At 73.3% G+C, this 12,611-nt stretch carries 14 protein-coding genes and 1 pseudogene; 8 read left to right on the top strand and 7 right to left on the bottom strand.

All coding sequences use genetic code 11. The features are described from left to right. Nucleotides 1–19: 19 nt before the first annotated feature. Nucleotides 20–496: a MarR family winged helix-turn-helix transcriptional regulator gene (locus AC1DQC_RS05685; protein WP_477050246.1), complete on the top strand. Its 477-nt coding sequence runs from the start codon at nt 20–22 to the stop codon at nt 494–496. Here AC1DQC_RS05685 and AC1DQC_RS05680 read toward each other — a convergent pair. From AC1DQC_RS05680 to AC1DQC_RS05665, 4 genes are all read right to left on the bottom strand, one after another. After that, complete coding sequence (locus AC1DQC_RS05680; RefSeq protein WP_477050300.1) at nt 472–1,158, bottom strand: response regulator; 687 nt, start codon at nt 1,156–1,158, stop codon at nt 472–474. The genes AC1DQC_RS05685 and AC1DQC_RS05680 overlap by 25 nt on opposite strands. After that, complete coding sequence (locus AC1DQC_RS05675) at nt 1,152–2,303, bottom strand: sensor histidine kinase (protein WP_477050245.1); 1,152 nt, start codon at nt 2,301–2,303, stop codon at nt 1,152–1,154. Before AC1DQC_RS05675 ends, AC1DQC_RS05680 begins: the two co-directional genes overlap by 7 nt. A gap of 2 nt (nt 2,304–2,305) precedes the next feature. Then, entirely contained in the window at nt 2,306–3,127 is an 822-nt protein-coding gene (locus AC1DQC_RS05670; RefSeq protein WP_477050244.1) for a lysostaphin resistance A-like protein, read from the bottom strand. A gap of 191 nt (nt 3,128–3,318) precedes the next feature. After that, entirely contained in the window at nt 3,319–3,939 is a 621-nt protein-coding gene (locus tag AC1DQC_RS05665; protein WP_477050243.1) for a TetR/AcrR family transcriptional regulator, read from the bottom strand. 83 nt (nt 3,940–4,022) lie between these two features. Between AC1DQC_RS05665 and AC1DQC_RS05660 the strand changes: the two genes are divergently transcribed. Both AC1DQC_RS05660 and AC1DQC_RS05655 read left to right on the top strand, forming a co-directional pair. Continuing rightward, complete coding sequence (locus tag AC1DQC_RS05660) at nt 4,023–4,985, top strand: zinc-binding dehydrogenase (protein WP_477050242.1); 963 nt, start codon at nt 4,023–4,025, stop codon at nt 4,983–4,985. A gap of 265 nt (nt 4,986–5,250) precedes the next feature. Further along, nucleotides 5,251–6,258: a DUF2804 domain-containing protein gene (locus AC1DQC_RS05655; RefSeq protein WP_477050241.1), complete on the top strand. Its 1,008-nt coding sequence runs from the start codon at nt 5,251–5,253 to the stop codon at nt 6,256–6,258. Nucleotides 6,259–6,265: 7 nt separating this feature from the next. On the opposite strand, the gene AC1DQC_RS05650 is transcribed toward AC1DQC_RS05655, so the two are convergent. Beyond that, entirely contained in the window at nt 6,266–6,760 is a 495-nt protein-coding gene (locus AC1DQC_RS05650; protein WP_477050240.1) for a hypothetical protein, read from the bottom strand. A 277-nt stretch (nt 6,761–7,037) separates the two neighbouring features. Here AC1DQC_RS05650 and AC1DQC_RS05645 point away from each other — a divergent pair, with 277 nt between their 5' ends. Next, nucleotides 7,038–7,535, top strand: coding sequence for a flavodoxin domain-containing protein (locus AC1DQC_RS05645; protein ID WP_477050239.1), 498 nt, complete (start codon nt 7,038–7,040; stop codon nt 7,533–7,535). A 119-nt stretch (nt 7,536–7,654) separates the two neighbouring features. Here the strand turns inward: AC1DQC_RS05645 and AC1DQC_RS05640 are convergent. Then, a pseudogene (locus tag AC1DQC_RS05640) lies at nt 7,655–9,148 on the bottom strand (MFS transporter); the annotation flags it as partial. A gap of 57 nt (nt 9,149–9,205) precedes the next feature. Here AC1DQC_RS05640 and AC1DQC_RS05635 point away from each other — a divergent pair. Both AC1DQC_RS05635 and AC1DQC_RS05630 read left to right on the top strand, forming a co-directional pair. Next, nucleotides 9,206–9,784 carry a CGNR zinc finger domain-containing protein gene (locus AC1DQC_RS05635; protein WP_477050238.1) on the top strand — a complete coding sequence of 193 codons (579 nt, stop codon included), beginning with the start codon at nt 9,206–9,208 and terminating at the stop codon, nt 9,782–9,784. 99 nt (nt 9,785–9,883) lie between these two features. Continuing rightward, nucleotides 9,884–10,015: a zinc finger domain-containing protein gene (locus tag AC1DQC_RS05630; RefSeq protein WP_477050237.1), complete on the top strand. Its 132-nt coding sequence runs from the start codon at nt 9,884–9,886 to the stop codon at nt 10,013–10,015. A 111-nt stretch (nt 10,016–10,126) separates the two neighbouring features. Here the strand turns inward: AC1DQC_RS05630 and AC1DQC_RS05625 are convergent, their stop codons facing one another. Further along, nucleotides 10,127–10,948: an oxidoreductase gene (locus AC1DQC_RS05625; RefSeq protein ID WP_477050236.1), complete on the bottom strand. Its 822-nt coding sequence runs from the start codon at nt 10,946–10,948 to the stop codon at nt 10,127–10,129. 70 nt (nt 10,949–11,018) lie between these two features. Between AC1DQC_RS05625 and AC1DQC_RS05620 the strand changes: the two genes are divergently transcribed. Both AC1DQC_RS05620 and AC1DQC_RS05615 read left to right on the top strand, forming a co-directional pair. Then, a complete protein-coding gene (locus AC1DQC_RS05620) occupies nt 11,019–11,684 on the top strand; it encodes a TetR/AcrR family transcriptional regulator (protein WP_477050235.1) in 666 nt (221 codons plus the stop codon). Between the two features lie 72 nt (nt 11,685–11,756). Then, on the top strand, nt 11,757–12,563 hold the full coding sequence (locus tag AC1DQC_RS05615; RefSeq protein ID WP_477050234.1) for an SDR family NAD(P)-dependent oxidoreductase: 807 nt from the start codon (nt 11,757–11,759) through the stop codon (nt 12,561–12,563). Nucleotides 12,564–12,611: the final 48 nt, after the last annotated feature.

The raw sequence follows: 12,611 nt of genomic DNA, 5'->3' as shown, positions 1-12,611 counted from the left end.
GACGTCGTAGGCTCCGCTCATGGACAACGCCCTGCTCGCCGCGGAGCTCCGCCTCCAGCTCGGCCGGCTCGTCCGACGCGGCCGCGCCGAGGACCCCCGGCCCCAGGCCGTCAGCGCCGTGCTGGGGCTGCTCGATCGCGACGGGCCCCTCACCACCAGCCAGCTCGCCGCCGCGCAGCGAGTGCGGCCGCAGTCGATGGCCCGCACCGTCCGGACGCTCGAGACGGAGGGGCTCGTCGAACGCACGACCGATCCCCAGGACGCTCGCAAGTCGCCGCTGGCGCTGACCGCGGAGGGTCGCGCCGCGCTGGAGCGGGAACGCCGCCGCCGGACGGACTGGCTCACCCAGGCGCTCGCCGAGGCGCTCGATCCCCAGGAGAAGGCCACGATCGCGGCAGCTGTGCCGCTGCTCGCCCGGATCGTGGCCTGGGACGAGAGCCGCTCAGCGGCGCCGGCGGAGGCGGTGCGGCCTCAGGTCGCCAGGCCCGTGCGGTAGGCGTAGACCACGGCTTGCACGCGGTCGCGAAGGTCGAGCTTCGTGAGGATGCGCGACACGTACGTCTTGACGGTCTCGGGGCTGAGGACGAGCGCCTCGGCGATCTCGCTGTTGGACATCCCGGCGGCGAGCAGGCGGAGCACCTCGAGCTCGCGCGGGGCGAGCCGGTCGTCGCCGGTCGGGCGATGCGGGGGGCTGATGCGGTCGGCGTAGCGACCGACGAGCTGACGTGTGACCTCGGGCGCCAGCAGTGCGGCACCGGCCGCGACGGTGCGGATCCCGGCGAGGAGCGAGGCGGCCGGGGCGTCCTTGAGCAGGAAGCCGCTCGCACCTGCGCGCAGCGCCTCGTACACGTACTCGTCCAGGTTGAACGTCGTGACGACGAGGACCTTGACGGGGTCCGCCACGCCCGCGCCGGCCAGCAGACGGGTCGCTTCGATGCCGTCGAGCACGGGCATGCGCACGTCCATCACCACGACGTCCGGCCGCAGCCGGCGGGTCAGGTCGACCGCCGCGCGCCCGTCGCCGCACTCTCCGACGACCTCGAGATCGGGCTGAGCGTCGATGATCGTCGCGAAACCCGTGCGGATGAGGGCCTGGTCGTCGCAGACGAGCACGCGGATCGGCACGTCGACGGCCCCGTCGATGGGCACAGTCACGATCGGCCCGTGGCGGGGATCTGGGCGCGGACGACGAACTCGCCGCCGGAGCGAGGACCCGCGCTGAGCTCGCCACCGAGCAGGGCGACACGCTCCCGGAGCCCGGCCAGACCCCGCCCGCTCCCGCCCGGTGACGTGGTGGGCGAGGTGGAGCCGTCGGTGCTGACCTCGACGGTGATGCCCTCGGAGTCGTGGTGGACGCGGACGACTGTGCGGCTGCCGTGGGCGTGCTTGAGCGCGTTGGTCAGGCTCTCCTGGACCACTCGGTAGGCGACGATCTCGGCGCTGCCGGGATCGTCGGGTGCCGTGCCCTCCGCGACGTACTCCACCGGCTGGCCCGCCTGGCGGGTCTGCTCGACCAGCACGTCGAGCCGGCCGACGGCGGGCGTCCGCGAACCGGTGTGGTCCGGGTTGAGCACGTCGAGCAGGGTCCGCAGATCACCGATCGCCCGACGCCCGGTGTCGGTGACGGCCGTGAGGGTCGAGTCGAGGCGGTCAGGATCGGCGATCAGGTACCGTGCCGCCTCCGCCTGCACGACCATCGCCGTGACGTGGTGCGTGACGACGTCGTGCAGCTCGGCGGCGAGGCGGGCGCGTTCGGCGGCGCGGGTGGTCTCGGCGACGCGCCGGCGGTGCTCGGCCTCGGCCGCCCTCGTCTGCCGGAGCCATGCGCCGATGCCCCACGCGACGGCCAGCACCAGGTAGAACGTTACGAACCCCGCGACGCCCTCGGCCGAACCCTGCCGGGCGAGCGCGACCGCCAGCGCCACGTACGCGGCGGAGGCGACGACCAGCGTGATGCGCCGGTGGCGCTCCAGGTGCGCCGCCGCGCTGAGCAGCGCGATCGGCAGCGCGATGCCGGCGACCGTGTGGTAGCCGCGGACCTGGTCGACGGCGAAGCCGAGCGACACCAGCGCCAGGCAGACGGCGGGCCACCGGCGGCGGACGGCCAGCGGGAGGCACTCGAGCGCGACCACCGCGACGGCGACCGCGTCCATCGGACGGTCCGGCAGGTCACCGAGCTGTGTGCCCTGGTCGTGCAGCGCCCCGACGAACGACCCGACCCCGAGGATGACGGCGAGCGGAAGGTCTCGGACGACGACGTCGTACCCGTGCCACGTCGCGGACGCCCGACGGAAGTCGATCACGGTCAGACCGTAACGGTCGACCGGGCTCGCGCGGCGCGCGCCCGGCGCGGCACCAGGCGACCGCGTCGGTGGGCAAGTCGCAGGAACACGGCGGTCATCACCAACCCCGCCAGCAAGGCGAACACGCTCGCCTCCGGGCCGAACGCGCCGCCGGACAGGATGACGGGCCCGGACGTCGCGCCGTGCAGCAGACCCTGCGGGGTGTCGCTGCCCGAGACCACGGTGCCGAAGATGCCGGCCGCGGCGAAGTTCCAGCCGAGGTGCAGGCCGATCGGCAACCACAGGGTGCGGGTCGCGGCGTACGCGGCGGCCAGCATGCCGCCAGCCTCGACGGCGATCGCGAACGCCCCCCACAGCGTCGCGTCGGGGTTGAGCAGGTGCAACGCGCCGAACAACGCGGCGGTCAGCAGCAGCGCACCCCACGTCCCGGCGCGCTCTTCGACGATCCGGAACAGAACGCCGCGGAACACGAGCTCCTCGGACACGGCGGCGGCGGCCGTGACGCCGAGGTACCCCAGGGCGACGGGGACGGACCCGCGGCCGACGATCTCGTAGCTGCCGACTAGGGCGAGGCTTGCGATGACGGCCACGAACATCAGCGTCCCGATCGCGAGCCCCCTGCCGAAGGCCGATCCCGCCCCCGCCGACCCGACCTCGACCGGTTCCCGACCCTCGGTCCTGCGCACCACCCACGCGTACGCGAGGAGGGTGAGCGCCGCCGTCGCCGGGCCCAGCAGGAGCGAGAGGAGCCAGCTCCCCTCGACCGCATGGACCACCAGGCCTCCGACCAGGGCGACCCCCCCGACCGTTCCGAGCTGCTTCACCAGACGCACGACGTGTCCCTTCCCAGGTGCCGCAGCTCGGTGCTGCGGCTCTTCCAGGACGCTAGGGATCCGGGTAGGCCCAGCGAGTCACCGCCCGGTGGACAGTCGCGGTAGCTCGCGCGGGGGACACGGGCTCCTCGACGACCACGACCGCGCCGGAGCTCGGGGGCGCGGGGGAGGGGCCGTCGTGCTCAGAGCCGCGCGGCGAGCCCAGGCGCACGGGGGAGGGTCGCATGGGCGTCGGACGCACGGAAGGCGTCGATGGCGAGGGCCGCGAGTCGGCGCGCGGCGGCGGGCGGGTCGGCCGAGGGTGTGGCCGACAGGGCGCGAGCGGCCAGCAGAACGAGGACGAGGTCGTCGATGACGAAGTCCCGGCGCAGGGCGCCTGCCGTCTGAGCGCGCGCGGCGAGCGCGGCCAGCTCCCGCAGGAGATCGGCGCGGTGCGTGGCGAGCGTCTCGAGGTCCGCGTTCGCCGACAGGAACACCTCGACGAACGCCCTGTTCTCGACGTTCAGAGCGGTCAGCTCCTCGACGACCGTGCGGAACCCTCGCCACGGGTCGGGGTCGGCGCAGGCGTCGTCGACGATCGCGCGGCACGCCCGCATCTCGTCCGCGAACACCTCGAGGACGAGGTGCTGCTTGGTGGGGAACCTTCTGTACACCGTCGCAGGCCCGACGCCGGCCTTCCTCGCGATCTCCCGCATGGTGACCTCCAGGCCGAGCTCGGCGAACAGCGCGCGCGCTGCCTCGAGGGTCTTGTCGCGGTTGTCTCGCGCGTCGGCTCGCAGCATGTGAGCCGGTTGCTCCGTCATGGCTCTCACTTCCGCCGAAGTGGACGCGGGCGTCCGTTAGCGTCCCGACGGTAACGCAGGTGACGGACCGGATGGAGGCAACCGTGCGAGCAGTAGCGATCCAGCAGCTCGGCGACCCGAGCGGCATGCAGGTCGTCGACCTGCCGACCCCGCGCCCTGCCGCGGGGCAGGTCATGATCCGGACGGAGGCGATCGGGGTCGGTGGGGTCGACGCGATGATCCGCCGGGGGACGCTCGGTGGGCACGGGTTCAGTGCGGGCATGGTGCCGGGCAGCGAGGTCGCCGGGAGGGTGAGCGGTGTCGGCGACGGCGTCGACCCGGCATGGGTCGGGCGTCGCGTCTGGGCGTTCACGGGGGTGGGCGGCGGGTATGTCGAGCTGGCGGTCGCGGCGGTCGCCGATACGGTGGCGCTTCCCGACGGTCTGTCCTCCGTCGATGCGGTCACGCTCGGCAGCGGGGCGCCGGTCGCGCACTTCGCCCTCAGACACGCCCGGTTCGCTCCGGGCGAGGCGGTCCTCGTCCGGGGGGCGGCGGGCAGCCTCGGGATCGCCGCCGTCCAGCTCGCCGCGCGCGCCGGCGCCGGAGCGGTGGCCGTCACGACGTCCTCGCAGGAGCGCGGTTCCAGGCTGCAGGCGCTCGGCGCCACTCACGTGCTCGATCGCGCGGGCCACGGCGACCCGGCGGCACCGGCGTTCTTCGACGTGGTCCTCGACGTCGTCGGCGGGCTCGGCCTGCCGATCTTCCTCGACCGGCTCGCGCCCGACGGGCGCCTGGTCGCCGTCGGCATGGTCGCAAGGTTCCCGCCGGCGGAGTTCGGCATGCGTCTGCTGGACGCGTTCCAGCAGTCGCGCTCGTTCGCCACGTTCAGCCTCAGCACCGTCCCGGTCGCGGATCGCGATCAGGTCCGCGCGGAGTCCTTCGCCGCGGCCGCACGCGGACAGCTCGCTGCCGTCGTCGACGACGTCCTGCCCCTGGGCTCGGCCGCCGAGGCCCACCGCCGGATGGACGCCGGCAACGTGTTCGGCCGGATCGTCCTGACCCCCTGATGACTACGCCGGACGCCGGTGGAGCCGAGACGTGCGCGCGGTCTCGCACGTGACGACGACGTGGTCGACGGCCGCGCCGCCGTACCCCAGGGCGTCGGCAGCGCCCGCGACGACGAGCGCCCCCGGCCCGGCGCCGTCGCGGACGCCTGCCGCTGCTTCGCCGTCGGACCACTGTCGATCACCCGGGCCGACCGCGCACGTCGGGCGCGTTCGGGGACGCCGCCACGAGCCGGTGTCCTGAGCGGGCTCGCGGCAGGATGTGCGCATGGCCACCGATGCCCACGAGATCACCGAGCCCGTCGCGCTGCAGCTGCCGTCCGGGGCGCTCAACCCCGCCGCGGTCGGGTGGACCCGCACGCCGCTGCACGAGACGGACCGCGTGGGGCGGGTGGCTCGGCGGTGGGGCCGCGCCAAGCGCTGGGAGTACTGGGCGCTGCTCACCGGGACGCACGTCGTCGGCCTGACCGTCTCGTCGCTCGACTACGCGGGCCTCAGCCAGGTATGGGTGCTGGATCGGGCGACCGGCGAGGAGGTCGACGCCGTCGCCGTCGTGCCCTTCGCGGTGGGCACGCGGCTGCCCGGCACCCTGGGGCGCGGACCGGCGTCGGCGTCGTCGAGGCAGGTCCACCTCCGGTTCGACGAGCAGGCGCAGGGGACGCGGTTGCGCCCCTCGACCGACCGCGTGCGGCTCGATGTCGTAGCGGCGCTGCCGCCGGGCCGCGAGCGTCTGGGCGTCGTGGTGCCGTGGGACGACCGGACGTTCCAGTACACCGTCAAGGACGTCGGCCGGCCGGCGCAGGGACGGCTGCGGGTCGACGGCGTGACGCACGACGTGGCGTCGGGCTCGTGGGCCGTCCTCGACCACGGGCGTGGCTACTGGCCGCGCGAGCTCGCCTGGAACTGGGGCTTCGGCGCCGGGTTCGTCGGCACGAGCGAGGTCGCCCTGCAGCTGGGCGGCAGGTGGACCGACGGGACCGGGTCGACGGAGAACGCGGTCTTCGTCGACGGGCGGCTGCACAAGCTGCGCGAGGACCTGACGTGGTCGTGGACGCCCGGTGCATGGACCGACCCGTGGCACGTGAGCGGTGCGTCGGCCGACCTCACCTTCACGCCGTTCCACGACCGCGCGTCGCTCACCGACCTGCGGGTCGTGCGCTCGTCGACGCACCAGTGCTTCGGGCACTGGTCGGGGTGGGTGATCCTCGACGACGGCTCACGCCTGTCCTTCGACGGGCTCCTGGGCTCCGCGGAGGATGTCGAGCAGCGCTGGTAGGCGACGTTCAGCGGCCGTCGCGGCTGGCTTGGCGTCGAGCGCCGGCGGCCTGGGACGAGGCGTCCCGCTTGGCGCCGCCCGACGTCTGCTGGTGCTCGCGCGGGATCCCGGTGTCGAGCGGCGTCGATGACTCGGGACTGCTCTCAGGCCCCGTCGACCGGTTGGCGCGGGCGGCGGCGAGCCGCTCCACCTTGAGCTCCTCCGCCGCCTGCCGCGCGAGCGTCTCGAGAAGCCCGCTCACCCGCGCCAGGGCGTCCTCGAAGATCTCCGCCTTCTGGGCGGCCTTCGTGTTCTTGGGTCGGGACTTGCCCCGGCCGCCGTGCTCGGCGACGCCCGCGGCGGCCTGACGACGGTAGTTGGACTGGTACTTCTTGCGAGCACGCCGGACTCGCGAGTGCAGCGCGATGAGCGCGTCCTCGTCGAGCTCCTGCATCCGGTCGGGCTCGGTCTCACGGATCAGGTCGCGTTCGTCGTCCCGCAGAATGCCGATGAGCTCGTGCATGACAGCCTCCCCGAGGCATCGTCCGCGACCGTGGGTCGGTCCGGTTCGACCATAGCTCCGCGCTGGCAGCCACGGCCATGCCGCGCCCTGCGCCTCCCACGTCGCCTCACGTCGAGACCACGACGGGGTGATGACCTGTCCGTGTGGCGGGGCCAACGGCGCGCGCGGGTGAAGCGCGCGCGAGGTCGGGACCTCCGGCCCTGCCGTGCCGCTCCGGCCCGATCGACGATCGAGCTGATGCTCGCGGTGCGCGAGCGGTCAGTGGACGGAGGACATCGTGACCCACGTACTTGTGGCATACGGGACATCTCGAGGCGGCACCCAGGGGCTCGCAGAACTGATCGGGGAAGACCTGCGGGCACGCGGGCACAGGTCAGTCGTGCTGCCGGCGGGAAGCGTCGAGGATCTCCAGGACGTCGATGCGGTCATCGTCGCCGGTGCGCTCTACGCGGGCCGCTGGCACAAGGACGCCCGAAAGTTCGTCAAGCGCCTGGCACGTCGACTCTCCGAGCTGCCGGTGTGGATCGTCGCCACGGGTCCGCTCGACGGCACCGCGGAAGAGCGGCAGATCCCGCCCGTGACGCAGGTCAAGGATGCGGCCCAGCGCGTAGGCGCGCGGGGAGTCCAGACATTCGGCGGACGCCTGGAGCCCGACGCCAAGGGCTTCCCCGCGAGCGCGATGGCGAAGACGAAGTCAGGAGACTGGCGCGACCCGGAGCACGTCGCTCGGTGGGTCGACGAGGTCGTCGGTGAGCTCGAGGCTCAGGAGGACTGACTCTCGCGACGGGCTCGTCGTGGCACGACCTGATCGACCTGAGCGCGGTCGTCTCGCCCACCGGCTCGCGCCCGCGATACCTCCTGCGACCGGTGCGCTCGGGGAGAGTCGGACGCGCTACGGCGCAGCAGCACGACGACGGCGCCGGCTGTCGCGAGGAGGAGCACGGAGCCGACGAGCGGGACCGTCTGCATCGCGGCGGAGTAGGCGGAGCGCGCGGCGTCGAGGAGGTCAGCGGCGAGGGGCGCGGGCAGGTCGCGCGCGACGTCGACGGAGCGACCGATGGTGCTGCGGGCCTCGCGCCAGGCCTCGGCGGATATGCCTGCCGGCGGAGTGTCCGTCATCCGGGTGCGGAACACGACACCGGCGACGCTCCCGAGAACGGCGATGCCGAGGGCGCCCCCGAGCTCGGTGCACGTCTCGAGGAGTGCCGACGCCCTGCCGGCGTGGCGCTCGGGAGCGGCGGACACGGCCAGCCCCGTGGCGACGACGTACACCGGGGCCAGGCCGATCGACAGGACGACCGTCGCGACGACGAAGAGAGGCAGCCCTCCGCCGGCGGGCACGCCCACCAGCAGCCCGAACCCGGCCGCCGACACGAGCACGCTGGCTCCGAGGGCGGCGCGAGGGGACAACCGGTTCGCGATCCGGGGGGCCAGTGCCGATCCGAGCATGTAGCCGAGCGCGGACGGGATGGTCCAGAGCCCGGCCTGCAGCGGGGAGAGCCCGAGCACCAGCTGCAGGTACTGGCCGTCGACGAACTGCATGCCGTACAGGACGAAGAACGCGATCGCGTTCGTCACCAGCGGGACGGTGAAGGCGCGGCGCTCGAAGAGCTCCAGACCGAACGTCGGGCGGCGGCGTTGACGGCGGAGGAAGAGGGCGCCGGTGGCCGTCCCGACTGCCAGCGCACCCAACGGCGCGGGGCCGGCACCCGACTCCGCCGTCCTGCTGATCGCGTACACCACGAGCAGGACCGCGACCAAGGACAGCAGCGCGCTCACCACGTCGAGCGGCTCGGCGGCCGGGTCACGGAACTCCGGGAGCAGGCGTCGACCGAGGACGACCAGCGCGAGCATCACCGGGGGAGCGATGAAGAACACCGACCCCCACCAGAAGGCGCCGAGCAGCAGGCCGCCGACGATCGGCCCGATCACCCCGCCGAGCGCGAAGCTCGCCGTCCACACCCCGAGCGCCGTGTTGCGCTGCCTCGGGTCGCGGAACATCGAGCGGATCAGCGACAACGTCGAGGGCATGAGGGTGGCGCCCGCGACGCCGAGCAGCATGCGTGTCCCGATCAGCATCGCCGAGGACGTCGACAGGGCCGCCAGGACGGACAGCAGCCCGTACGCCGCCCCGCCGAGCAGCAGCAGCCGTCGGCGCCCGATCCGGTCCGCCAACGCACCCATCGTCATCAGCGATCCGGCGAGGAAGAACACGTAGCCCTGGACCACCCACAGCAGCTGCTCGTTCGTCGGTCGCAGCGCCTGGGAGATCTCGGGGATCGCCAGGTGCAGGACGCCCGCGCCCATGGACACCACGAGGCAGGGGAGCACCAGGACGGCGAGGCCGGTCCACTCGCGAGCGCCGGCGCGGTTCTCGATGTCGCTCATCACACCAGTGAAGCCCAATCGTCGGTGTCACACCAGTTATAGATGTACGCTGGTGTCATGCGCGACGTCGACAGTGCGGACCCCACCATCCGGGCGGCCATCCCCGCACCGGCGCTCGTGGTCAAGGACTTCGTGAACTCGGCCGACCTCGCGGCCGGCACGGACGGGCTGGCGACCGCGGCCGGGCTCGGTGCGTGGCTGCAGCGGCACGGTCTGACTCGAGCGGGCACGGAGCCGAGCGAGGCCGACCGCCGGCGCGCCGTCGCCGTGCGGGAAGGCCTGCGGCAGCTCCTGCTCCTCAACGCCGGGCACGCTCCCGACACGGCGGCCCTGGGCGGGCTGAACTCCGCACTGGGCTCCACCGCTCTGGTCGCGAGGTTCGACGCGACAGGGGGCCGGACGCTCGCCCCCGCTCACCCCGGCCCGGTGGACGACGTGCTCGCCGCGCTCGTGTCGGCCGTCGACCAGGCTCGGACCGAGGGCGTGTGGGAGCGCCTGAAGGTCTGCGCTCGCGACGAGTGCCGGTGGGCCTACTACGACGCCTCGCGCAACCGCTCGGGCCGGTGGTGCTCGATGATCGACTGCGGCAACCGCGTCAAGATGAAGCGCGCCTACGCCGCACGAACGGGACGCTAGTCGGCGAGGGTGGTCGGGCTGATCGCCCTGGGATCCTTTGTTGTCGCGGCCCCGGCAGGGCGTGGCGGGTGTTCATCTTCACCGTCTATCGTCCGGCTCATGGCCAAGCCCCTTGATGTCGAGTGCCCCCGGTGCCATGCGGCTCCGGGCAAGTCGTGCCGCACTGCGGACCGCGTCAAGCGTGATCCCCACCGTCGCCGACGCGAGGCCGCGGACCGTAAGAAGAAGTAGCGGCGACCCCAACCGGGCGAGACCCGCGGGCTGGAGAACGCCCTGCTACGTCGACGCAGTATCCGGGGTCGGGGAGGACCGACGGCAGCCGACGCCACACGGCGGGCCCGTCTACGCCGCCTCGGGCCGTCCGTAGCCGAACTGGGCGCGCGTGAGGGCGTCGAACGTGCGGTCCGGCAGGTACGTGGCGAGCGCGACGGCGAGGCGCGCGCCCTTGCCGACGCGGTACCGGGTCTTCGGTTTGCGCTCCTGCGCCGCACGGGCGACGACCAGCGCGACCTGATCGACGCTGCTCATCTGTCGGGCGACCGGGCCGCTCGCGAAGTACGCCCGCATCCGCTCAGCCATCCGCTGGTACGGGCCGGCGCCGGACGCCTCGGACAGCCGATCCATCGCCGTGTCGTGCCAGCCGGTGTCGACGTAGCTGGGCTGGACGACGGCGACGTCGATGCCGAACTGGGCGACCTCGCCGCGCAGGGAGTCGGACAGTGCCTCGAGCGCGAACTTCGACGCGTGGTACCAGCCGCCGAGCGGCGCGGCGAACTCGCCGGCGAGCGACGACACGTTGACGATGCGGCCCGAGCCGGCCGCGCGCATGCCCGGCAGGACAGCCTGGATCAGCCGGGCCGCGCCCAGCACGTTGACCTCGAGCTGCCGGCGGGCGTCGTCGATCGACGTCTCCTCGACAGAGCCGAACTCGCCGTACCCGGCGCAGTTGACGAGGACGTCGATGGCGCCGGAATCGTCGAGCACCCGGCGCATGGCCGCATCGACGGACGCGTCGTCGGTGAGGTCGAGGGGGACCGGGACGACCCCCGTGGGGACATCGTGCGTGCGACGGGCCGCGCCGTAGACCTGGTGACCTGCGTCGGCGAGCAGCTGCGCGGTGCGCCGGCCGATGCCGGAGGACGCGCCGGTGACGAGAACGATCATGGCCATCTCCTTGGGAAATCTTAACTGTGAATGTGATTCACATTGACAGAAATACCGTACGATGGGCGCCATGGCAGGTCAAGGGGACGGGTCGAAGACGCTACGAGCCCTGTGGGGCACCGAGGGCGGTGCTGCCCGAGGGCCGCGGCCGCGGCTGTCGCTGCCGCAGGTAGCGGACGCCGCGGTCGGCCTCGCCGACGCGCACGGGCTGGACGGCGTGACGCTCGCCCACGTCGCCGCCGGCCTCGGGATGACCACCTCGGCGCTCTATCGGTACGTCGACTCCAAGGACGTCCTGGTCGAGCTCATGGTCGAGGTCGCGGTCGGCGAGCCGCCGACGCTGGCGGCCGGCACCTGGCAGGACGCCGCCCGCGAGTGGGCGACGGCGCTGCGTGAGCGCTACCGGTTGCATCCCTGGCTCGCGCAGGTGGTGCCGACCGGCGCGCCCCGCGTGCCGAACCCGATCGGGTGGATCGCTTCGCTGGTCGAGGCGCTCGAGGACGCGCCCGGGATCGACGGCATGCGGGTGGCCCTGCTTCTCGACGGCCTGGTCCGCAGCCACGCGGCCGTCGCCGGCGTCTCGGGGTCCGCACCGCCCGAGTGGCTCCCGGACGCGATCGCCGCGCGGCACCCCGTGCTCGCGTCCGCGATGGACCGCGACTGGTCCGACCCGGACGCCGAGCTCACGTTCGCGCTCGACGTCCTCCTGCGGGGGCTGTCCGCCACGGCGCAGTAGGCGACCAGTCGGGCGAACGTGATTGGTGAAGGGCGGCTTGTCGATCGAGCGGGTATCGCGCGTCATCAGGTCATGGAGCTCACGGGGCGGGTGGCAGTGGTGCATGGCGGCGGCGGCGCCGTCGGGGGCGCGGTGGCGAGGGCGCTCGCGAGAGAGGGCGCACGGGTCTACCTGACTGGCCGCGCGTCGGCGGCGGCGCAGACGGTCGCCGACGAGATCATGGCGTCCGGCGGGAGGGCGTCCGCCGCGGCCGTCGACCTCGCCGACTGGGACGCAGTCAGCGCGTTTCTGCACGGCGTGGTCGACGAGGCCGGCGACTTCCACATCGTGGTCGACGCAACAGGTCAGGACCACGTCCAGGGCGTGCCCCTGCGAGAGGTTGGACTCGCGGACTACCTGGCACCGATCGCGTCGATCGCGACGAACGCATACGTGGCCGGCGCGACGGCAGGCATCCACATGACCGCCGTCGGGCACGGCGTCATCGTCCTGCTCTCGACCACGGCGGCCCGGGTCGCACTGCCGTCCGACGGGTTCGGTCCCGCGTGCGCGGCCGTCGAGGCGTTCGCCCGGCAGCTGGCCGGTGAGGTCGGACCGCACGGAGTGCGGGTGGTCTGCGTCCGCGCCGATGCCATCCCGGGCTCCGTGGCCGCCGGGTCGTACGCAGGCGCGATGTGGTCGCGGGCGGCCGAGGCGCGCGGCTCGACGCTCGAGGACGTCATGGCGACGGGCGGACCCGGGGTTCCCGGTGCGCTCCTGAGCGGTGCGCTCACGCTCACCGCCCTCGGCGAGACCGTCGCGTTCCTCGCGTCCGACCGTGCGAGCGCGATGACGGCGACCGTCACGAACCTGAGCCGGGGGGCTCTGCCCGACCTCTGATCGCGAGACGCGTCGCGCTCTACGGGCGCCCTCGTCGCCGCGTCGTCG

Source organism: Cellulomonas sp. P4_H12 (genome assembly GCF_056400905.1).
Note: the sequence above shows the minus strand (reverse complement) of the source record. Positions and strands in the feature narration are given on the sequence as shown.